The 21246-nt window shown below is 71.9% G+C and carries 16 protein-coding genes; 6 read left to right on the top strand and 10 right to left on the bottom strand.

Annotation, left to right across the window (positions count from 1 at the left end):
• Positions 1 to 70: 70 nt before the first annotated feature.
• From murD to rsmH, 7 genes are all read right to left on the bottom strand, one after another.
• Complete coding sequence (gene murD / locus BKI49_RS09200) at positions 71 to 1498, bottom strand: UDP-N-acetylmuramoyl-L-alanine--D-glutamate ligase (RefSeq protein WP_095933708.1); 1428 nt, start codon at positions 1496 to 1498, stop codon at positions 71 to 73.
• Complete coding sequence (gene mraY / locus BKI49_RS09205) at positions 1480 to 2553, bottom strand: phospho-N-acetylmuramoyl-pentapeptide-transferase (RefSeq protein ID WP_095933709.1); 1074 nt, start codon at positions 2551 to 2553, stop codon at positions 1480 to 1482. Before mraY ends, murD begins: the two co-directional genes overlap by 19 nt.
• A complete protein-coding gene (locus BKI49_RS09210) occupies positions 2550 to 3956 on the bottom strand; it encodes a UDP-N-acetylmuramoyl-tripeptide--D-alanyl-D-alanine ligase (protein ID WP_095933710.1) in 1407 nt (468 codons plus the stop codon). Before BKI49_RS09210 ends, mraY begins: the two co-directional genes overlap by 4 nt.
• 4 nt (positions 3957 to 3960) lie before the next feature.
• On the bottom strand, positions 3961 to 5481 hold the full coding sequence (locus tag BKI49_RS09215) for a UDP-N-acetylmuramoyl-L-alanyl-D-glutamate--2,6-diaminopimelate ligase (RefSeq protein WP_095933711.1): 1521 nt from the start codon (positions 5479 to 5481) through the stop codon (positions 3961 to 3963).
• 192 nt (positions 5482 to 5673) lie between these two features.
• Positions 5674 to 7623, bottom strand: coding sequence for a peptidoglycan D,D-transpeptidase FtsI family protein (locus BKI49_RS09220; RefSeq protein WP_306453546.1), 1950 nt, complete (start codon positions 7621 to 7623; stop codon positions 5674 to 5676).
• 5 nt (positions 7624 to 7628) lie between these two features.
• Positions 7629 to 8156 (bottom strand): cell division protein FtsL, encoded by a 528-nt coding sequence (locus BKI49_RS09225; RefSeq protein ID WP_095933713.1) that lies wholly within the window; start codon positions 8154 to 8156, stop codon positions 7629 to 7631.
• Positions 8157 to 8178: 22 nt separating this feature from the next.
• Positions 8179 to 9135, bottom strand: a complete 957-nt coding sequence (gene rsmH / locus BKI49_RS09230) for a 16S rRNA (cytosine(1402)-N(4))-methyltransferase RsmH (protein ID WP_095933714.1) — start codon at positions 9133 to 9135, stop codon at positions 8179 to 8181.
• A 423-nt stretch (positions 9136 to 9558) separates the two neighbouring features.
• On the opposite strand from rsmH, the gene BKI49_RS09235 reads away from it, so the two are divergent.
• The 4 genes from BKI49_RS09235 to BKI49_RS09250 all read left to right on the top strand — a co-directional run bounded on the left by BKI49_RS09235 (position 9559) and on the right by BKI49_RS09250 (position 15230).
• Positions 9559 to 10107 (top strand): beta-class carbonic anhydrase, encoded by a 549-nt coding sequence (locus BKI49_RS09235; protein ID WP_095933715.1) that lies wholly within the window; start codon positions 9559 to 9561, stop codon positions 10105 to 10107.
• Positions 10108 to 10429: 322 nt separating this feature from the next.
• Positions 10430 to 11467 (top strand): AAA family ATPase, encoded by a 1038-nt coding sequence (locus BKI49_RS09240; protein WP_095933716.1) that lies wholly within the window; start codon positions 10430 to 10432, stop codon positions 11465 to 11467.
• Positions 11467 to 12831, top strand: a complete 1365-nt coding sequence (locus tag BKI49_RS09245; RefSeq protein WP_095933717.1) for a DUF58 domain-containing protein — start codon at positions 11467 to 11469, stop codon at positions 12829 to 12831. Before BKI49_RS09240 ends, BKI49_RS09245 begins: the two co-directional genes overlap by 1 nt.
• Positions 12828 to 15230 (top strand): transglutaminase TgpA family protein, encoded by a 2403-nt coding sequence (locus BKI49_RS09250; protein WP_095933718.1) that lies wholly within the window; start codon positions 12828 to 12830, stop codon positions 15228 to 15230. The genes BKI49_RS09245 and BKI49_RS09250 overlap by 4 nt, the downstream gene beginning before the upstream one ends.
• A gap of 570 nt (positions 15231 to 15800) precedes the next feature.
• Here the strand turns inward: BKI49_RS09250 and BKI49_RS09255 are convergent.
• The 3 genes from BKI49_RS09255 to BKI49_RS09265 form a co-directional block, all read right to left on the bottom strand.
• Positions 15801 to 16196, bottom strand: coding sequence for a DUF3040 domain-containing protein (locus tag BKI49_RS09255; RefSeq protein ID WP_028803204.1), 396 nt, complete (start codon positions 16194 to 16196; stop codon positions 15801 to 15803).
• Positions 16197 to 16472: 276 nt separating this feature from the next.
• Positions 16473 to 17243, bottom strand: coding sequence for a methyltransferase (locus BKI49_RS09260; RefSeq protein WP_095933719.1), 771 nt, complete (start codon positions 17241 to 17243; stop codon positions 16473 to 16475).
• Between the two features lie 186 nt (positions 17244 to 17429).
• Positions 17430 to 17975 carry an SAV_6107 family HEPN domain-containing protein gene (locus tag BKI49_RS09265; RefSeq protein ID WP_095933720.1) on the bottom strand — a complete coding sequence of 182 codons (546 nt, stop codon included), beginning with the start codon at positions 17973 to 17975 and terminating at the stop codon, positions 17430 to 17432.
• Between the two features lie 166 nt (positions 17976 to 18141).
• On the opposite strand from BKI49_RS09265, the gene BKI49_RS09270 reads away from it, so the two are divergent.
• Both BKI49_RS09270 and BKI49_RS09275 read left to right on the top strand, forming a co-directional pair.
• Positions 18142 to 19170, top strand: coding sequence for an ATP-binding cassette domain-containing protein (locus BKI49_RS09270; protein ID WP_257004671.1), 1029 nt, complete (start codon positions 18142 to 18144; stop codon positions 19168 to 19170).
• On the top strand, positions 19142 to 21226 hold the full coding sequence (locus tag BKI49_RS09275; protein WP_095933722.1) for a YhgE/Pip domain-containing protein: 2085 nt from the start codon (positions 19142 to 19144) through the stop codon (positions 21224 to 21226). Before BKI49_RS09270 ends, BKI49_RS09275 begins: the two co-directional genes overlap by 29 nt.
• Positions 21227 to 21246: the final 20 nt, after the last annotated feature.

Consider the following 21246-nt stretch of genomic DNA (forward strand, 5'->3'; position numbering starts at 1 on the left):
GGTACCGACCAGGATGGCGTCACGCGTCGCTCCCAAGGGTCCCGGGCGCCCGGGTCGGCCGGACCCGCCGTCAGGCGCTCGCGGCGCCGAGTTCGCGAACCGCCTCCGCGAAAGCGTCACCGCGCTTGTTGTAGTTGGCGAACATGTCCATGGACGCACAGGCCGGCGCCAGCAGAACGGTGTCCCCTGGCCCGGCGAGCCGCGCGGCCTCCCGGACCGCCGCGAGCATCGCCCCAGTGTCGGTCCGGTCGAGGTCGACGACGGGTACTTCCGGGGCGTGTCGCGCGAGCGCTTCGCCGATCAGCGCGCGGTCCGCGCCGATCAGGACGACACCCCGGAGCCGCTTCGCCGACTTGGCGACCAGCTCGTCGAAGGTCGCGCCCTTGGCGAGGCCGCCCGCGATCCACACGATCGACTCGTAGGCGGCCAAAGAGGCCTCCGCCGCATGCGTGTTGGTGGCCTTGGAGTCGTCGATGTAGGCGACCTGGTCCACGTCGGCGACGTGCGCGATGCGGTGCGCGTCCGGGCGGAAGGCGCGCAGTCCGTCGCGCACCGCCTGGGCGGGCACACCGAAGGCGCGCGCCAGGGCCGCCGCCGCAAGGGCGTTGGCGATGTTGTGCGGGGCGGGCGGATTGACGTCCGACACCTCCGCGAGTTCCTGTGCGTTCTTGTGCCGGTTCTCGACGAAGGCGCGGTCGACCAGGATGCCTTCCACGACGCCGAGTTGGGACGGTCCGGGCGTGCCGAGCGTGAAGCCGACGGCCCGGCAGCCCTCCTCCACGTCGGCCTCGCGCACCAGGTCCTCGGTCGCCTTGTCGGCGACGTTGTAGACGCAGGCGACCCGATTGCCTTCGTAGATACGGCCCTTGTCGGCGGCGTACGCCTCCATGGAGCCGTGCCAGTCGAGGTGGTCGGGCGCGAGGTTCAGCACGGCGGCCGAATGGGCGCGCAGCGAGGGCGCCCAGTGCAGCTGATAGCTCGACAGCTCCACCGCGAGGACGTCGTACGTCTCCTCGCCGAGGACCGCGTCCAGCAGCGAGACGCCGATGTTGCCGACCGCCGCGGTGCGCAGTCCGGCCGCCTCCAGGATGGAGGCGAGCATCTGGACGGTGGTGGTCTTGCCGTTGGTGCCGGTGACCGCCAGCCAGGGCGCCGCGTCCGGGCCGCGCAGCCGCCAGGCGAGTTCGACGTCGCCCCAGACCGGGACGCCCGCCTCGGCGGCCGCGGCGAACAGCGGCTTGTCCGGCTTCCAGCCGGGTGCGGTCACGATCAGTTCGGTGCCTTCCGGCAGGGTCGCGCCGTCACCGAGGCGCACGGTGACACCGAGCGCCTCCAGCTCCGCGGCCTGGGCCCGGGAGCGCTCGTCGTCGCCGTCGTTGACGACCGTGACGACCGCGCCGAGGCCGTGGAGCACCTTGGCCGCCGGGATGCCGGAGACGCCGAGCCCGGCGACGGTGACGTTCTTGCCCTGCCAGTCGATCACTTCTTGGCTGCCCATCCTGCGTAGAAGAGGCCCAGTCCCACGATGACGCACATGCCCTGAATGATCCAGAAGCGGACCACCACAAGGACTTCGGACCACCCCTTCAGTTCGAAGTGGTGCTGGAGTGGTGCCATGCGGAAGACGCGTCGGCCGGTCAGCCGGAAGGACCCGACCTGGATCACGACCGACATGGTGATGAGGACGAAGAGACCGCCGAGGAGCGCGACCAGCAGCTCCGTGCGGGAGCAGATCGCCAGACCGGCGAGCGCGCCGCCGAGGGCCAGCGAGCCGGTGTCACCCATGAAGATCTTGGCCGGCGAGGTGTTCCACCACAGGAAGCCGAAGCAGGCGCCCATCAGGGCGGAGGCGACGACCGCGAGGTCCAGCGGGTCGCGCACCTCGTAGCAGGCGGCCGGGTTCGTGAGGGTCGTGGCGTTGGCGCAGGACTCCTGGAACTGCCAGACGCCGATGAAGGTGTAGGCGCCGAAGACCATCGTGGCCGCGCCGGTGGCGAGACCGTCCAGACCGTCCGTCAGGTTCACGCCGTTGGACATGGCCAGGATCATGAACAGGGCCCAGACCACGAAGAGCACCGGGCCGATGGACCAGCCGAAGTCCTGGACGAAGGAGAGCTTCGTGGAGGCCGGGGTGTTCCCTCGGTTGTCGGCGAACTGGAGGGCCAGGACCGCGAAGGCGATGCCCACGATCAGCTGTCCGGCCATCTTCGCCTTGGCCCGCAGACCCAGCGAGCGCCGCTTGACGATCTTGATGTAGTCGTCCAGGAAGCCGACCAGGCCCATGCCCGCCATCAGGCCGAGCACCAGCAGGCCGGAGAACGTGGGCGCGTAACCGGTGATCACCTTCGACAGGAAGTACGCGATGATCGTCGCGAGGATGAAGGCGATACCACCCATGGTCGGCGTACCGCGCTTGCTGTGGTGCTCGCGCGGGCCGTCGTCGCGGATGTACTGGCCATAACCCTTGCGGGCCAGCAGCTTGATCAGCAGCGGAGTGCCGACCAGCGTCAGGAACAGGCCAATGACTCCTGCGAACAGGATCTGCTTCATCATCGGGCGGCAACCTCACCCTCGAGGCCGCTGTCGAGCAGCGCCTGCGCCACCCGTTCGAGCCCGACCGACCTGGACGCCTTCACGAGTACGACGTCCCCCGGGCGCAGCTCGCTGCGCAACAGGTCGACAGCCGCCTGTGCGTCGGACACGTGCACCGACTCCTCACCCCACGAACCCTCGTTATATGCGCCCAGTTGCAGCCAGGACGCTTCCCTGCCCCCGACCGCGACGAGCTTGCTGACGTTGAGCCGGACGGCGAGCCGTCCGACCGCGTCGTGCTCGGCGAGCGCCTCGTCCCCGAGCTCGGCCATCTGACCGAGCACCGCCCACGTACGACGTCCCTTGCCCATGGCCGCGAGCGCGCGCAGGGCGGCTCGCATGGACTCGGGGTTCGCGTTGTAGGCGTCGTTGACGACCGTCACGCCGTCCGGACGCTCGGTGACCTCCATCCGCCAGCGGGAGAGGGAGTCCGCCTCGGAGAGCGCGCGCGCGATCTCGTCTGCGGACATGCCCAGCTCATGGGCGACGGCGGCCGCGGCGAGCGCGTTCGACACGTGGTGCTCACCGTACAGGCGCATGGTCACGTCACTGCACCCGGAGGGTGTGCGAAGGCTGAAGGCAGGCTGTCCACTGTCCGTGAGACGGACGTTCTCGGCGCGTACGTCCGCTTCGTCGGACTCACCGAAGAGGATCACGCGCGCCTTCGTCCGGGATGCCATGGCGCGGACGAGGGGATCGTCGGCATTGAGGATCGCCGCGCCGTCCTCCGGGAGGCTCTCGACGAGTTCGCCCTTCGCCTGTGCGATCTGCTCGCGTCCGCCGAACTCGCCGATGTGGGCGGTGCCGACGTTGAGGACGAGGCCGACCTTCGGCGGCGTCAGGCCGGCGAGGTAGCTGATGTGGCCGATGCCGCGGGCGCCCATCTCCAGGACGAGGAAACGGGTCTCCTCGGTGGCGCTGAGCGCGGTGAGCGGCAGGCCGATCTCGTTGTTGAGCGAGCCGGGCGTGAAGACGGTCGGCGCCTTGGTCCGCAGCACCTGGGCGATCAGGTCCTTGGTGCTGGTCTTGCCCGCGGAGCCGGTGAGGGCGACGAGGGTCGCGCCGAGGCGTTCCACGACGTGCCGGGCGAGCGCGCCGAGCGCCGCCTGGACGTCCGCGACGACGATCGCGGGCACGCCGACGGGGCGGGACGCCAGCACGGCGACCGCGCCCGCCTCGACCACCGCCTCGGCGAAGTCGTGGCCGTCCACGCGCTCGCCGACGAAGGCGACGAAGAGGCTGCCGGACTCCACCTCACGGGAGTCTCTGACGACCGGTCCGGTGACCTGTACCGACGGATCCGGTATGTCGTGCGTCTGCCCGCCGACGACTGCTGCGATCTCGGCGAGAGAGAGGGCGATCACAAGTTCATCCCTGGGTCTGCTGGATAGCTTCGCGAAGCACCTGGCGGTCGTCGAACGGACGGACCACCCCGGCGATGTCCTGGCCCTGCTCGTGGCCCTTGCCCGCGACCAGCACGGTGTCGCCCGGCTGCGCACGGGCGACCGCGGCGGCGATGGCGGCGGCGCGGTCCTCGAAGACCTGGACCTCGCCGCGCTCGTGCGCCGGCACCTCGGCGGCGCCCGCGAGCATCGTGGCGAGGATCGCGAGGGGGTCCTCGGAGCGGGGGTTGTCGGAGGTCAGTACGGCGGTGTCGGCGAGCCGGGCCGCGGCCGCGCCCATCGGCATCCGCTTGGTCTTGTCGCGGTCGCCGCCGCAGCCGAGCACGACGTGCAGGTGACCGGTGGTGACCTTGCGCAGGGCGCGCAGGACGGACTCGACCGCGTCCGTCTTGTGGGCGTAGTCGACGACGGCGAGGTAGGGCTGGCCGGCGTCCACCCGCTCCAGGCGGCCCGGTACGCCCGGCACCGCGGCGACGCCGTCCGCGGCGTCCTGCGGGTCGATCCCCGCGACGGCGAGGGCGACGACGGCGGCGAGGGTGTTCGCCACGTTGAAGGGGCCCGCGAGCGGCGACCTGGCGGTGATCCGCTCGCCCTTGGGGCCGACGGCGGTGAACGTCGAGTCCATGGGCCCGACTTCGACGCCCTCGGCGCGCCAGTCGGCGTCGGGGTGGCCCTCGGCGGAGAAGGTGACGACCGGGACGGTGGCCTCCTTGGCCAGCCTGCGCCCGTACTCGTCGTCGAGGTTGACGACGCCGAGTTTGCTGCGTTTCGGCGTGAACAGCTGCGCCTTGGCCCGGAAGTAGTCCTCCATGTCGGAGTGGAACTCCATGTGTTCCGGGCTCAGGTTGTTGAAGACGGCGATGTCGAAGACGCAGCCGTCGACGCGCCCGAGGACCAGCGCGTGGCTGGAGACCTCCATCGCGACCGCCTCGACACCGCGCTCGCGCATCACCGCGAACAGCGCCTGGAGGTCGGTGGCTTCGGGGGTGGTGCGCTCGGACTTGATGCGCTCGTCGCCGATGCGCATCTCTACCGTGCCGATCAGGCCGGTGCTGCGGACCGTCTTCAGACCGCCCTCGACGAGGTACGCCGTCGTGGTCTTGCCGGACGTGCCGGTGATCCCGATCTGGAGCAGCTCGCGCCCGGGGTGGCCGTAGATGGTGGCCGCCAGTTCGCCCATCCGTCCGCGCGGGTCGTCGACGACGAGCACCGGCAGACCCGTGGCCGCGGCTCGCTCGGCGCCGGTCGGGTCGGTCAGCACGGCGACGGCGCCGAGGCCGGCGGCCTGGGGCACGAAGTCGGCGCCGTGCAGGCGGGCGCCGGGCAGCGCGGCGTACAGGTCTCCCGGGCGTACGGCGCGGGAGTCATGGGTGATGCCCGTGACCTCCGCGGTCGACGCCGGGGCGGTGGTCCCCAGCTGATCGGCGAGCTCCGCGAGGGGTGTGGCGGAGACGTGAACCGGTCGGGGCGGCCCCGGATATGTCACAGGAACGCCCTTCTGGGTGGTTTGGGACTGATCAGCATGTGGCACGGCGGTGAGCGTACCGGGCGCACCCCCGCCGGAGCGAAGTGAGGGGTTCGGCGGGGACTGGTTCCCGGGAGCGGGGGTGATCGTTGTCACGGGCTGGTTCCTGGTCCGTTGTGCGTGGGGCCGATCAGGGCGTGCGGTCGGATTGGATCACGGCGAGAAGGAGACGGGCAGTCGGGCGGGCTGGGCCCCGGTGGGCGGGACCTGGAGGGTCTTCAGCGCGAATTCCATGACCTGCTTGTAGATGGGTCCGCAGATCTGGCCGCCGAAGTAGCTGCCCTTGGTGGCGTTCTGGATCGCGCAGTACACGGTGACGCGCGGCTTGTCCGCGGGTGCGAATCCGGCGAACGAGGAGGTGTATCCGTGGTACTTGCCGGTGGCCGGATCCACGCGGTTGGCCGTACCCGTCTTGCCCGCGACCCGGTAGCCGGGAATGCGCGCCTTGTTGCCGGTGCCCTGCTCGTCGTCCACGACGGACTCCAGCATCTGGGCGAGGGTCTTCGCCGTCTTCTCGCTCACGACCCTTGTCTTCCTGGGCTCGGCGGCCGGGGTGAAGCGGCCGTCGGGTCCCTTCGTGCCGCGCACCAGGGTCGGCTCCACGCGGACGCCGCCGTTGGCGATCGTCGAGTAGACGGAGGCCGCCTGCATCGCGTTGATCGACACGCCCTGGCCGAAAGGAATCGTGTACTGCTGCGAGGTCGACCAGGCGTCGGGGCGGGCGAGGATGCCTGCCGTCTCGCCGGGGAAGTCCAGCCCGGTGTGGCTGCCGATGCCGAACTTGCGCAGATACGAGTACAGGACCCGATTGGCCTCCTTCTGCGTCTTGCCCAGCTGCCCGGTCGCCAGAATGGTGCCGATGTTGCTGGACTTGGCGAGGACGCCGTTGAGCGTCAGGTACCAGGTCGAGTGGTCGATGTCGTCCTGGAAGAGCCGGTCGCCGCGGTGCAGCCGGTTCGGCACGACCACGTGGGTCTCGGGTGTGGCGGCGTTCTCCTCCAGGACGGCCGCCATCGACATGAGCTTGGCGGTGGAGCCGGGCTCGAACGCGTCCTGGAGGGCCGCGTTGCCCATGGCCGCCGAGTTGGCCTGGGAGAGGTCGTTCGGGTCGAAGCCGGGCGAGTTCGCCATCGCGAGGATCTCACCGGTCCGGGTGTCCTGCACTATCACGTAACCGCGGTCGGCCCTGGACTTCTTCACCTGCTCGGTGATCGCGTTCTGCGCGGCCCACTGGATGTCCCGGTCGATGGTCAGCTCGATGTCGGAGCCGGCCACGGCGGGCGTCTCGGTGGAGCCCACGGTCGGCACCTGCCGGCCGCCGGACTGCGCGTAGCGGATCTTTCCGTCCTTGCCGGCGAGCTGCTTGTTCAGCGCCTGCTCGACGCCACCGCCGCCCTTGCCGTCGGCGTTGACCCAGCCCAGTATCCCGGCGGCGAGGTCGCCGTTCGGGTACACGCGCTTGCTGGCGGGCACGGCCAGGACGCCGGCGAGGACGTTGACCGTGTTCGTGTCGGTCTCCGCCTTGGTGCCGAGCGTCGACTTCAGGTCCTTGATCTGCTTCCACACCTGCGGGGTCTGGCGGTGCGCGAGCAGGACGTAGCGGGTGTTCTTCGTCCGCAGCTTCTTGGCGACGCTGTCCATGTCCTGGTCGAGGATGGGCCCGAGCAGCGCGGCGGCCTGCTCGGGCGCGTCATCGGCCTTCGTCGCCTCCCGCGTGAACATCGTCGGGTCGGCCGTGATGTCGTACGCGTCCACGCTGGTCGCGAGCTCGACGCCGTTGCGGTCGGTGATGCCGCCCCGCTCTGCGGCCAGCGTGCGCCCCACGTAGCGGTTCTGCTCGGCCTTCGCGGCGTAGGCGCTGGCGTCCACCGCCTGCACCTGGAGCAGCCGTACGACGAAGGCGACCATCACCAGGGTCAGCGCGAGGCTGACCATGCGCAGGCGGGGACGGGGGCTGCCGAGCCGGATGACGCTCGGGGCCTGGGGGCGCCCGGCGCCCGGTCGGCGTACGGGGCGCGCGCCGGGTCCCGGACGGCGCCGGCCGCCGGGTACGGGCCTGGCGGGGCCGGGCACGCGGCGTCGCGGCGGTTCCCTGTCGGACACTTCCGTCACCTGCCGGGGGTCGTGGGGGACTGCGTGGACGGGGCGGGGGCCTGACGGGAGGGGGCGGTCACGGACGGCTGCGCGGTGGACGCCGGGGCCGGGCTCCGGCGGGGCTGCGGTGCGAGCACCTCGGGCGCCGGGATCATCGGGGCCCGCGCGGAGGACTGCTGGGCGGGCCCCCCGGGGACGCCCTTGACGGTGCCGTCGGGGTTGAGGAAGGCCGGGTCCCCGCCGGGGACCATGCCGAGTTCACGGGCGCGGCGCTGGAGGGCGTCGGGGGCGGAGTAGGCGTCCACGTCCCGTTGGAGGGCCTGCTCCTCGTCCGTGAGGCTCTTGGTGTCCCTCTGGAGATCGTCGAGCCGGAACGCCCCTTCGCTGAGCGCGGAGTTCAGCACGAGGAGCCCGATGAGGCCGCCGCCGAGCAGCACGACGACGAGCAGCACGAAAGGGGTGCGGGCGGCCTGGCCGGCCCCCGCGGGCAGCAGTCGGGCGAGCCGGGCGGCCCGCCCCCTGAGCTCCGGTTTTCGGCTCACGCGCCCTCCCTCTCGCCGCGCCTCACTCGGCGTCCTCGCGAATGCGTTGCGCCCCCCGCAGCCGGGCGGGAGCCGCTCGCCGGTTCTCGGCGACCTCTTCCTCGGTGGGAAGTTCGGCACCGCGGGTGAGCAGCTTGAGCCGGGGCTGGTAGCGCTCGGGGACGACCGGCAGCCCGGGTGGCGCGGTGGAGGCGGCGCCGGCCGCGAACACCTGCTTGACCAGCCGGTCCTCCAGCGAGTGGTACGAGAGCACCGCGATACGGCCGCCGACGGCGAGCGCCCCCACGGCGGCGGGGATCGCCCTCTCCAGGACGCTCAGCTCGCCGTTGACCTCGATGCGCAGCGCCTGGAAGGTGCGCTTGGCGGGGTTGCCGCCGGTGCGCTTGGCGGCCTGGGGCAGTGCGTCGCGGATCAGTTCGACGAGCCGTGCGCTGTTGCTGAAGGGCTCCTTCTCGCGTTCACGCACGATCGCGGACACGATCCGCTTGGCCTGCTTCTCCTCGCCGTACGCCCGCAGGATCCGCACCAGCTCACCCGGCGGGTAGGTGTTGAGCACCTCGGCCGCGCTCATCCCGGTCGTCTGGTCCATGCGCATGTCGAGCGGGGCGTCCTGCGCGTACGCGAACCCGCGGTCCGCCTCGTCGAGCTGCATGGACGACACACCGAGGTCGAACAGCACGCCCTGGACGCGCGGGATGCCGAGTCGGTCGAGCACCTCGGGGAGCTCGTCGTAGACGGCGTGCACCAGGGTGGCGCGGTCGCCGAAGGGGGCGAGCCGCTCCCCGGACAGGCGCAGGGCTTCCTTGTCGCGGTCCAGGGCCACCAGGCGGGCCTCGGGGAACTGCGTGAGCAGGGCCTCGCTGTGGCCGCCGAGTCCCAGGGTGCAGTCGACGACGACGGCTCCCGGCTCACCGAGGGCCGGGGCCAGCATGTCCAGGCACCGCTGGAGCATCACCGGGACATGTCGACTCTGGCTCAAGGGGCCCTCTCAGGTCCGGCGCGGCCGTACGCACCGCCGGGTCCCCGCCCGCTCGAGAAGGGGAGGCCTGCTGGCGCCGGTGAGTGGCGTCAGCCGACCGGGAGCGGGAGGAGGCCGAGCCGTACGTACGCGCCGCGCACGCGGGGAGACGCCGGAAAATCGCCGGGTCTCCGGGGGATACAAGTCCAGCAGGGAGAGCCTCGCCTCCCGCTTCGCGTCACTTTAGTCCACGGTGTCTCGCGGTCAATCAACCGGCCTGCGCGTCGCGGACCCCGCTCCCGCCGAAGCCGCAAATACGCCCTTATCACCCTGACGGGCGCACCGACACCGCCCGTGTGGGTTACGTCACAACAAGCCACGATGACGTTCTTTGTCCACTCTCACAACAAGACCACGCCCTACGTGACCAGTACCGTCATAGGTATGACGACTTCTGCATCCGTTCCCACCGAGCCCGAAGGCGCCATAGTCACTTCCGGCACCGTGACCGACCGCCTCGTCGACGCGAACCATCTCTACGCCGACGCTTTCACCGACCCCGGGATGGACGCCCGTCCGGTGCTGCACGTGGCGGTGGTCGCCTGCATGGACGCCCGCCTCGACCTGCACGCCGCACTCGGCCTGGCGCTCGGCGACTGTCACACCATCCGCAACGCGGGCGGAGTCGTCACCGACGACGTGATCCGCTCCCTCACCATCAGCCAGCGGGCGCTCGGCACCCGCAGCGTGGTCCTCATCCACCACACCGGCTGTGGCCTGGAGTCCCTCACCGAGGAATTCCGGCACGACCTGGAGATGGAGGTCGGGCAGCGCCCCGCCTGGGCGGTCGAGTCGTTCCGCGACGTCGACCAGGACGTGCGGCAGTCGATGCAGCGCGTGCGCACCTCGCCGTTCCTGCTGCACACCGACGACGTGCGGGGCTTCGTCTTCGACGTGAAGACCGGCCTGCTGCGCGAGATCGACCCCGCCTGACGGCCTCGGTCCCGGCCGCGCCGGGACCCGGTTCGCCGGCTTCGCTCCGCCTCGCCCCGGCTCACGTCCTGACCCGGGTCGCCGTCCGCCGGCGGCCCGTGGGACGCTCTCCGCACGGAAACACCCTGCCTCCCCGGCGCCCAAAGAGCCGCAAGACCTGACATATCGCGGCCAGTTATCCACAGGCGAGTGACACGAACCGGTAACGGCAACAAGAATGCGGGTGTGGCGTCACGCGGAACTTTTCACGCGTGGTGTCCGTGTTTCGGGGTGGGCCGGTCCGCACAGGGCGTCGGCCCGAGAACGGGCCGAGGAGGGCCGGGTGACGACCTATGACGATCGAGCGAGCCTTACGGATCTGACCGCCACTGTGGAGCGCGTCCGCAGTTCGGTGGAAGGAGTGATCGAGGGCAAGCCTGAGGTCGTACGGCTTTCGCTGACCGTACTGCTCGCCGAGGGGCACCTCCTCATCGAGGATGTCCCGGGCGTCGGCAAGACCATGCTCGCCAAGGCGCTGGCGCGGTCCATCGACTGCTCGGTCAGGCGTATCCAGTTCACGCCAGACCTGCTGCCCTCGGACATCACGGGTGTGTCCATCTGGGACCAGCAGCGCCGGGACTTCGAGTTCAAGCCCGGAGCGATCTTCGCGCAGATCGTGATCGGCGACGAGATCAACCGCGCCTCGCCCAAGACGCAGTCCGCGCTCCTGGAGTCGATGGAGGAGCGGCAGGTCACCATCGACGGCCAGACCTACGAACTGCCCAGCCCCTTCATGGTGGTGGCCACGCAGAACCCGGTCGAGATGGAGGGCACGTACCCGCTGCCCGAGGCCCAGCGCGACCGCTTCATGGCCCGCGTCTCCATCGGCTACCCCAGCGCGGACGCCGAGCTGCAGATGCTCGACATCCACGGCGGGGTGAACCCGTTGGACGACCTCCAGCCGGTCGCCCACGCGCACGAGATCGTGAAGCTGATCGACGCCGTCCGCGCCGTCCACGTCGCCGATTCGGTGCGGCGGTACGCCGTGGACCTGGTCGCGGCCACGCGTACGCACCCGGACCTCAGACTCGGCGCCTCGCCGCGTGCCACGCTGCACCTGCTGCGCGCGGCGAAGGCGTCCGCCGCTCTGAGCGGCCGGGAGTTCGCGCTGCCGGACGACGTCCAGGCGCTCGCCGTGGCGGTCCTGGCCCACCGCCTGCTGCCCACGGCCCAGGCGCAGTTGAACCGCCGCACCTCCGAGCAGGTCGTCCTGGAGATCCTGCAGCGCATCCCCGTGCCCGCGGCTCCCCAGCAGCAGGCCGGCTTCACGATGGGCCGGGGCGCGCCCGCCTACGGCCAGCAGCCGCCGCGGAGGCTGTGATGACGCAAGGGGGGACGGGGCCCGCCGCCGAGGAGGACAAGGGCGGGCTGCGCACGGCGCTCGCCGGGCTCACGACCCGCGGACGCTCCTTCCTGGCCGCCGGCGTCGCCGCCGCGATCTGCGCGTACGTCCTGGGGCAGAGCGATCTGCTCCGGGTCGGACTGCTCCTCGCGGTCCTCCCGCTGGTGTGCGCCACCGTGCTGTACCGCACCCGCTACCGCGTCGCGGGAAGCCGTCGGCTCTCCCCCGGCAGGGTGCCCGCGGGTTCCGAGGCCCGGGTCCATCTGCGGATGGACAACGTCTCGCGGCTGCCCACCGGACTGCTGATGCTCCAGGACCGGGTGCCGTACGTGCTCGGGCCGCGGCCCCGGTTCGTCCTGGACCGGGTGGAGGCGGGAGGCCGCCGCGAGGTGTCCTACCGCGTGCGCTCGGACCTTCGTGGCCGCTATCCGCTGGGTCCACTGCAACTGCGGCTCACGGATCCGTTCGGGATGTGCGAGCTGACCCGCTCCTTCTCGACGTACGACACCCTGACGGTCATCCCGCGCGTGGAGGCTCTGCCGCCGGTCCGCCTGACCGGTGAGGCGAAGGGGTACGGCGACGGACGGCAGCGCTCGCTGGCCCTGGCGGGCGAGGACGACATCATCCCGCGCGGCTATCGCTACGGCGACGATCTGCGCCGGGTGCACTGGCGGCTGACCGCGCGCTACGGCGAGTTGATGGTCCGTCGCGAGGAACAGCCCCAGCGCTCCCGTTGCACGGTGCTGCTCGACACCCGCGGCGTCGCCTTCCAGGGCGCGGGCCCCGACTCGGCTTTCGAGTGGGCCGTCTCCGGCACCGCCTCCGCCTTGGTCCACATGCTCGAACGGGGCTTTTCGGTGAGGCTGTTGACCGACACCGGCAGCTCGGTGCCCGGCGAGGGCGCCGACGGTTTCGCGGGCGCCAGCCAGGAGTCGGCGGACGCGGCCGGGATGATGATGGACACCCTCGCGGTCATCGACCACTCGGACGGCACGGGCCTGTCCCGCGCCTACGACGTGCTGCGCGGGGGGAACGAAGGACTGCTGATCGCCTTCCTCGGCGATCTGGACGAGGAACAGGCCGGCGTGCTCGGCAGGATGCGTCAGCGCAGCGGCGGGGCGGTCGCCTTCCTGCTGGACAGCGAGTCCTGGGGGCGGGAACCGACCGATGTGGCCGGGCCGTTGGACAGGGGTGAGGACCGGCTGCGCATGCTGCGCGAGGCGGGGTGGACCGCGGTGACGGTGCCGCGCGGCGCCCAACTGGCCGACCTGTGGCGGGAGGCGGACCGTCAGCGCACGCATGTGGCGTCGACGGGGAGTACAGCGGGGGGTGGTGGCTCATGAGCGGGCGAGCGCGACTGGCACTGTGCGCGGCCGCGGCCACACTGATGGCCTCCTGCGCCCTGCTGCCGCTGGTCGACCCGGCGACCTGGATCTTCCAGGCGGCGTTCCTGCTGGCGGTGCAGACCGCGGTGGGCGCGCTGACCCGGCGGGTCCCGCTGGCCCGGCCGCTGACCGTGGCGGTGCAGGCACTGGTGACGCTGGCGCTGCTGACCCTGGCCTTCGCCCGGCAGGAGGCCCTCGCCGGGATCGTTCCGGGGCCCGACGTCTTCCAGCACTTCGGCGACCTGCTCCAGGCGGGCAGCGACGACGTCAGCCGGTATTCGATCCCGGCGCCGCTGTCCGACGGCATCCGGCTGATGCTGGTCGGCGGCGTCCTGGTGATCGGGCTCGCGGTCGACGCCCTCGCCGCGACGTACCGCAGCGCGGCACCGGCAGGGCTTCCGCTGCTCGCGCTGTACTCGGTCGCCGCGGGCCTCGCCGGCGGCGGCGCCGCGTGGCTGTGGTTCGTCCTGGCGTCCGCGGGCTACCTGATGCTGCTGCTCGCCGAAGGCCGTGACCGGCTCTCTCAGTGGGGACGCGTCTTCGGCGGGGCACCCCGTGTCCCGGGCCCGGACTCCGCGAGCGGCGCCGTCGCGCCCGTCCGCACCGGCCGCCGCATCGGCGCGGTGGCGCTGGGCATCGCCCTGGTGGTACCCCTCGGCCTGCCGGCCCTGGACGGCGGTCTGCTGGACGCCGCGGGGACGGGTGTGGGCACGGGCACCGGTGGCGGCGGCACGATCTCCGCCGTCAATCCCCTGGTCTCCCTCCGCGACAGCCTGAACGTGGACCAGGACCGCCAGGTCCTGTCCTATCGCACCAACACCGAGGACACCCAGGACCTGTATCTGCGGATCGTCTCCCTGGACGACTTCGACGGCACGGCCTGGAAGCCGGCCCAGCGCCACATCCAGGACGTGCCCGACACCTTCCCGACGCCGATCGGTCTTGGCGGCGACATCCGGCGGGCCTCGATCCAGACCCGCATCTCGGCCGCCGACTGGTACGCGCAGGACTGGCTGCCCATGCCGTACCCCGTCAGCAAGGTCGACATCAGCGGCCGCTGGCGGTACGAGCCCGTGGGCCGCACCCTCGTCGGGGACCACGGGCAGAACACCCGGGGCGCGCAGTATCAGGTCACGAGTCTGGTCGTGCAGCCGACGGCGGAGCAGCTCGCGGACGCGCCGGAGCCACCGGGCGCCCTGAAGCGCGAGTTCACCCGGGTTCCCGAGTCGCTGCCCGCCGTGGTGGCGAGGACGGCCCGCCAGGTCACCGAGGGCTCGACGAACCACTACGAGCAGGCGGTCAAGCTCCAGGACTACTTCGCCGTCAGCGGCAATTTCCGCTACGACACCCAGGTGCAGGTCGGCACGGGGTCCGCCGCGATCGCCCGCTTCCTGAAGGACAAGGAGGGCTTCTGCGTCCACTTCTCCTTCGCGATGGCCGCGATGGCCAGGACCCTCGGCATACCGGCCCGCGTGGCGGTGGGCTTCACACCCGGCTCCCCGCAGGCGGACGGCTCGATGTCGGTCGGGCTGCGGGACGCACACGCCTGGCCCGAGCTGTACTTCGAGGGCGTCGGCTGGACCCGCTTCGAGCCGACGCCGAACCGCGGCACGGTCCCGGAGTACACCCAGGCGGACACACCCGGCACCGATGTTCCGGCCGTCCCGAAGCCCACGCTGTCGTCGTCCGCGGCGCCCTCCAGCGCACCGTCGGCGAGCGAGAGCTGCTCGGCCCAGCAGCGGAAGCTGGAGGCCTGCCCGAGCGAGTCGTCCCTCGCGGCGGTGGGCTCCCACGAGGACAACTGGCCCTGGTTCAAGATCCTCGGGTTGACGCTGGCCGGGCTCCTGGTCCTGGGTGTGCCGCTGCTGCCGATGCTGTGGCGACTACGCCTACGGGCCGTGCGGCTCGGCGGGCACGGCCGCACGGAGGCGGACGCGGCGGCCTTCACGCTGGGTGCCTGGCAGGAGGCCACCGACACGGCGTGGGACTACGGGATCGCACCGGACGACTCGCAGACCCCGCGCAAGGCGGCCGCGCGCATCGTCCGTCTCGGGAGCCTCGACGAGGAGGCCTCGGAATCGGTGCACCGGCTGGCGGCGGCCGTGGAGCAGGTCCTCTACGCGCCCCGTCCTCGTCCGGTGGCCGGCCTGGGGAACGACGCGCGCCTGATCGCTGACGCCCTCCGCGCCTCCGCGAGCCGTCCGGCCCGGCTCCGCGCTCTCCTCGCGCCCCGCTCGGCGGTCCGGGTCGCCTGGGCCTTCTCGGCCCGCTGGTCGACCCTCAGGGCTGGTCTCGCGGGCCGCCGGGAGACGCTGCTGCGCCGTCTGCCGGGCCGTCCCTCCGGACAGAGCGGCTGACGCTCGGCAGCACGTCGTCTGGCCCCGCTCCCGTCGTCAGGAGTGGGGCCACACATGTATCGGGCCGCGCCGGGCCGGGAACGCCTCGGCGGATCGGCGGGGGCGGCGCGGGCGCGGGACGACGTCTGCCGGGCAGGGCGGCCAGTGCCGCTGGCGTGTGCTGGGCGGCGCGGGCCCAGGAGGTGCGGACGGCGTCTGCCGCGCGAGGCGGGCAGTACCGCCGTGTCTGCCGCGCAGGGCGGGCAAGTACCGCCACGTCTGCCGCGCGGGGCCGGCGCGGGAGGTACGGACGGCGTCCGCCGGGTACCTCACCCCGGACGCATGGCCACCGGGGACGCATGGCGCACGCTCTCCACGCACCGCACATCGGGGCCGCCGGGCCGCGAGGCCGGGGCTCCCGAGTTGCGAAGTTCTCGGTCGTACTTCCGCAAGTGGGCGGGCCGGGGGCGGCCGTGCGGGATGCCGGTCGTGGTGGAGTCCGCCGTCCCGGGTTTCAGGGCGTGCGTGAGGGGGTGTCCACCTCGTCGGTGGACACCCCCTCACGCGATGTCTGCTTGTCCGCCCGGAGGGTCAGTGACCCTGCTCGTCGCGGCGGCGCTGCCAGCGTTGTTCGATGCGATCCATCATGGAGCGGCGCTGTCGGCCCTGGCGACGGGCAGCGGGTGAACCCGTGGCCGCCGACTGTTCGCCCGGCTTGGGGGCCTTGCGCCAACCGGTGACGGCAAGCACCGCGCACCCCAGCATGACGAGGAAGCCGACCACGCTTACCCAGATCAGCTGAGCGACCATTCCGGCCATGAGGAGCGCGATACCCACCAGGAAGCCCGCGACCGCCTGGTAGACCCGTCGCCGGGTGTACGTACGCAGCCCGCTTCCCTCAAGCGCTGTCGCGAACTTGGGATCTTCGGCGTACAGCGCTCGCTCCATCTGCTCGAGCATTCGCTGCTCGTGCTCCGAGAGCGGCACGGAGTCCTCCTCATCGTGCAGTCGCCGGGGCGACCCGGGGGTCCCCTTCAGGATAGGCAGGGAATCGCCCCCGTGAAACCCGCCCCTCTACGCCAATTCGCCAACCGGAACCCGCCATGGCACCCCGACTCGCTGAGGCGTGCATTCCCCAGCGAACGGTCCGTCATGCCGGACGGTCTCCCTCGATCATACGGCGCCGAGCACCCGATCGGGGGGTCTGTGGCGTACTCCATCTGCCGCCAAGCCCCTGATCAGGGCTGCGTCACAGGAGGCCGCTCAGCTCTCGGAGGCCCCTCGCGCCTCACCGAGCACATGGAGCTGTGTGGCCACGGAGTGGAACGCGGCGAGTTCCGCGGCCGCCGCCTCCAGCTTCAGCAGGGCCTCCAGCGCACCCGGCTCGGTGTCCACGAGGACACCCGGCACCAGGTCCGCGAACACCCGCACACCGTGCACGGCTCCGACCCGCAGGCCCGCGCCCTCGACGAGTGCGGTGAGCTGCTCGGCGGTGAAGCGGTGCGGTACGGGGTCGCCCTCGCCCCAGCGTCCGTCCGGGTCCTCGAGCGCCTGCTTGGCCTCCTTGAAGTGACCGGCGAGGGCGCGGGCCAGCACGGCTCCGCCCAGGCCCGCGGCGAGAAGGCTGAGGACGCCCTCGGGGCGCAGCGCGTCCACCACGTTGCGCACGCCCTCGGCGGGGTCGTCCACGTACTCCAGAACCCCGTGGCACAGCACGGCGTCGTACCCTCCGCGGCCGACCACGTCGAAGAGGCCGTGCGCGTCGCCCTGGACCCCCTGCACCCGGTCGGCGACACCGGCCTCGGCGGCCCGGCGCTCCAGCGCGAACAGCGCGTTCGGGCTGGGGTCGACGACGGTGACGCGGTGGCCGAGGCGGGCCACGGGCACCGCGAAATTGCCGCTGCCGCCGCCGGTGTCGAGCACGTCGAGGGACTCCCGCCCGGTGGCCTTGACCCGGCGGTCGAGGGCGTCCTTGAGGACCTCCCAGACCACGGCGGTACGGAGAGAAGCGCGGGGGCGCATCGGGTCCGGCACGGCAGTTGACTCCTCGGCGCGGCACCGCCTCTTGCGCGGCGGAGCGATCGGGGCCCTCCCGGCGGGGAGGTCACAGGCGTCTCCACCCTATTGCCTCCACGGGCGTCGCCGACCCTCCGGCTCACACGGCGGATCACCAGGGCGGTGCCGTCACATGCCGGTCGCGGGGCGTGGCCGCGGTGCGGGTCAGCCCGCGTCCGGGACCTCGCCGTCCTCCTCCCTCTGCTGCCGGGGCTGGGGCAGGACGGGTTGCAGGACGAGCATGCGCTCCACGAGGCGCAGGAACATCGCGACGTCGCGTATCAGATCGTCGGCGTCGCGGGTGGTGGCGGCGCCTTGGATGCCGGCCTCGGCGCGGGCGCGGCGGGTGGCGCCGGAGGCGAACAGCGCGCTCCACTCGGTCAGTTCGGGCGCGATCTCGGGGAGTACCTCCCAGGCGCTGCGGATGCGCGCCCTGCGCCGGGGGGTGGTCTCCGGGCGTCCGCGTGCGGCGAGGACTGCGGCAGCGGTGCGCAGCGCGGCCAAGTGGGCCGTCGCATAGCGCTCGTTGGGCGTTTCCAGCGCGGTCGCCTCGTCGAGTCCGGCGCGGGCCTGGGCGAGCAGATCGAGGGCGGCGGGCGGGGCCGTGGCCCGGCGCAGCACGGGGTGCACGTCGCTCGCCGGGCCGGTCAGTGAGGGGGCAGGGCCGGTGGCGCGGCGCCGGCGGGCGGCGGCTGCGGAAGAGCTGGCCATGACGAACCTCCTGTCGTCTGTGTGACGGCACTGTGGCCGTATGTGCCCATCGTGAGGTATGCCACTGACAATCCGATCTGACCAGGGCTTTTGCTTCGATCGAAGGTTCGGGATACTTTTTGCACTGACCAGTCAGTTCAAAAGTAGTTCCAGGGATGGGGAAGCTGTGGACGGTCCGCACGGACTGGGCGTCACGGCCGAGGACTTCGGGCTCGAAGGACCGCGCGGCCGGGTGTTCGGCGGGGTCCGCGTCGACGCGGAGCCCGGCTCGCTGATCGCGATCGAGGGGCCCTCGGGCTCCGGCCGCACCTGCCTGCTGCTCGCGCTCACGGGCCGGATGAGGCCCACCGAGGGGACGGCCCGCGTGGGTTCGTCGAGACTGCCGAAGCAGATGGCCGCCGTGCGCCGCACGAGCGGACTCGCGCACGTGCCCGGTGTCACCGACCTGGACCCGGCGCTGACCGTCGGGGAGCACCTGCGCGAACGGGCGCTGCTGGAGCGGCGGTTCGGCGGCCCCCTGAGCGGGTTGCTGCGATCGTGGTCCAACGGGGCGCGCTCCGCCGGCGGGCAGGCGCGGACCGCCGGGAGGGCGGCCGAGGGGAAGCTGCGGATCGACACCGCGCTGGCCGCCGCCGGACTCGACCGGGAGTCGCTGCCCAAGGGCTCCCGGACCGCCGTGCGGGACCTGGAGCGGCTCGAGTCCCTGCGGCTGTCGATAGCGCTGGCCCTGATCGGCCGCCCCCGCCTGCTCGGCGTCGACGACACCGATCTCAAGCTCTCGGACTCCGAACGGGCCGAGGTGTGGGCCCTGTTGAGGTCGATCGCCGACTCGGGCACCACCGTGGTGGCCGTGTGCAGCGAGGCTCCCGAAGGTGCCGTCGTCGTCCCGACGCGACCGCGCGGCGGGCAGGAGCCGGCCGCCGAGGACGGTGCCAGGCCCGCGGACGCCACCACCGCCGCGGTCGCCGCCACGCCCGGAGACGCCACCACGCCCACGGACAGCACCGCCGACACCGCCACCGCCACCGCCACCGCCACCGCCACCGGGGACAGCAGTCCCGCCGAGAACACCCCGGCCACCCGGGACGTCACCCCGGCCGAGAACACCCCGGCCACCGGCGACGGCACCCCCGGCAAGAACACCCCCGACGACGAGGAGACGGCCGATGCGCTCGCCGAAACTGGCCGCTCTTGAGCTCCGGCGCTTCGGACGCGGCAAGCTCCCCCGGGCCGCGCTGGTGGCCCTCCTCCTGCTGCCTCTCCTGTACGGCGCCCTCTACCTGTGGTCGTTCTGGGACCCGTACGGCCGCCTGGACCGCATCCCCGTGGCCCTCGTGAACGACGACAAGGGGGCGACGGCCGCGGGCAGGAAGGTCACGGCGGGCGACGACATCACCAAGGGGCTGCGTGACAGCGACACCTTCGAGTGGCACGAGGTGAGCGCCGCGGAGGCCCGCCGGGGCGTCGAGGACGGCACGTACTACCTGTCCCTGACGATGCCGGACGACTTCAGTGCGCGCATCGCCTCCAGCTCCGGTGCGTCGCCCGAGACGGGCGCGCTCCAGGTGCGGACCAACGACGCGAACAACTACATCGTCGGGCAGATCTCCCGGACCGTGTTCAGCGAGGTGCGCACCGCCGCGTCCACCAAGGCGTCACGGTCGTTCCTGGACAAGATCTTCATCTCCTTCTCGGACATCCACGGGGCGACGGAGAAGGCCGCCGACGGGGCCGACCGGCTCAAGGGCGGGATCGGCAAGGCGAAGAAGGGCTCCAAGGACCTCGCGGACGGTCTTGCGGAGGCCAAGAAGGGCAGCGGGAAGCTGTCCGGCGGCCTGAAGAAGCTCGACAAGGGCGCGGGTGACCTGGAGGACGGGTCGCGGCAGGTCGCGGACGGCACGCAGACGCTGGCCGACCGGGTCAACGGGGTCGCCGGCAAGGTGGGGCCGTTCCTGAAGGACAACGAGAAGTCGATCGGCGACACGGCCCAGCTCGTCGCCGACTCGGCGTCCGGCATCCGGCACAACCTCGACGACCTCGTGGAGCGGGCCCCGGGCGCGGCCAAGGGTGCGCACGCGGCCTCCACCGCGCTGGAGGCCGTCTACAAGGCACGCTGCGAGACACCGGTCGTCCCCGACCTCGCGTGCGGCGACCTGAAGAAGGCCAAGACGGCCGCGGCGGACGTGGCCGAGGTGGCCGACGACCTGAACACGCTGATCGACGACCAGGACGGCGATCTCGACGAGCTCGACAAGAACCTGGCCACCCTGGAGAAGCAGGCACAGGCGCTCGCCGACCGGTCGCCGCACCTCTCCGAGGACCTGACCGACGCCGTCTCCAAGATCAACAAACTCAACGAGGGTGCTTCGAAGGTCGCCAAGGGTGCCAAGCGGCTGCACACCGGGCTCGGCACGGCGAAGGCCGGGGCGCGCGACCTCGACACGGGCATGGGGGCGCTCAAGACGGGCGCGAGCGACCTCGACGGGGGCATGTACAAGCTCGTCGGCGGCTCCGGCAAGCTCGCCGGCGGGCTGCACGACGGCGCCGAGCAGATCCCGGACTACGACAGGTCCGACCGCGACCGGCGCACCCAGGTCATGGCGGACCCTGTGCGGCTCGCCTCCCAAGACCTGCACAAGGCGCCCAACTACGGCACCGGCTTCGCTCCGTACTTCATCCCGCTGTCCCTCTGGGTGGGCGCGATGGTCGCGTACATGCTGATCCCGCCGCTGAACCGGCGCGCGCTCGCGGTGGGCGCCTCGGCCTGGCGCGTCGCGTTGGCGGGCTGGCTCCCGGTGGCCGCGGTGGGAGTGCTCCAGACGGCGGCCCTGATGTCCGTGCTGCACTGGGCGATCGGCCTGGAGATGGCGCGGGCGGCCGGGACGGTGGGCTTCCTGTTCCTCGTGACGGCGTGTTTCGCCGCGCTCGTCCAGTGGCTGAACGCGCGCTTCGGCGCGGCGGGACGGATCCTCGTCCTCGCCTTCCTGATGCTCCAGTTGACGTCGGCGGGCGGCACGTACCCCGTCCAGACCAGCCCGCGCTTCTTCAGTGCGATCCATCCCTTCCTGCCGATGAGTTACGTCGTCGAGGCCCTCAGGAGGCTCATCACCGGCGGGGGCCTGGGCCCCGTCTGGCAGGCGTGCGCCGTCCTGGTGGCGTTCACCGTGGGGGCCCTCGCGCTCACCGCCCTGTCGGCGCGCCGCAAGCAGGTGTGGACCCTCGACCGGCTGCACCCGGAGCTGAGCCTGTGACCACGCCCGCCACCGGTCCT

Source organism: Streptomyces sp. Tue6028 (assembly GCF_002300165.1).
GTDB classification, from domain to species: domain Bacteria; phylum Actinomycetota; class Actinomycetes; order Streptomycetales; family Streptomycetaceae; genus Streptomyces; species Streptomyces siamensis.

What these genes read in the sequence shown, in the direction of transcription:
- BKI49_RS09250 (WP_095933718.1), top strand. Translation starts at nt 12,828, where the DNA reads ATGAGCGGGCGAGCGCGACTGGCACTGTGCGCGGCCGCGGCCACACTG.
- mraY (WP_095933709.1), bottom strand. Translation starts at nt 2,553, where the DNA reads ATGATGAAGCAGATCCTGTTCGCAGGAGTCATTGGCCTGTTCCTGACG.
- murD (WP_095933708.1), bottom strand. Translation starts at nt 1,498, where the DNA reads ATGGGCAGCCAAGAAGTGATCGACTGGCAGGGCAAGAACGTCACCGTC.
- BKI49_RS09235 (WP_095933715.1), top strand. Translation starts at nt 9,559, where the DNA reads ATGACGACTTCTGCATCCGTTCCCACCGAGCCCGAAGGCGCCATAGTC.
- BKI49_RS09275 (WP_095933722.1), top strand. Translation starts at nt 19,142, where the DNA reads ATGCGCTCGCCGAAACTGGCCGCTCTTGAGCTCCGGCGCTTCGGACGC.
- BKI49_RS09265 (WP_095933720.1), bottom strand. Translation starts at nt 17,975, where the DNA reads ATGGCCAGCTCTTCCGCAGCCGCCGCCCGCCGGCGCCGCGCCACCGGC.
- BKI49_RS09245 (WP_095933717.1), top strand. Translation starts at nt 11,467, where the DNA reads ATGACGCAAGGGGGGACGGGGCCCGCCGCCGAGGAGGACAAGGGCGGG.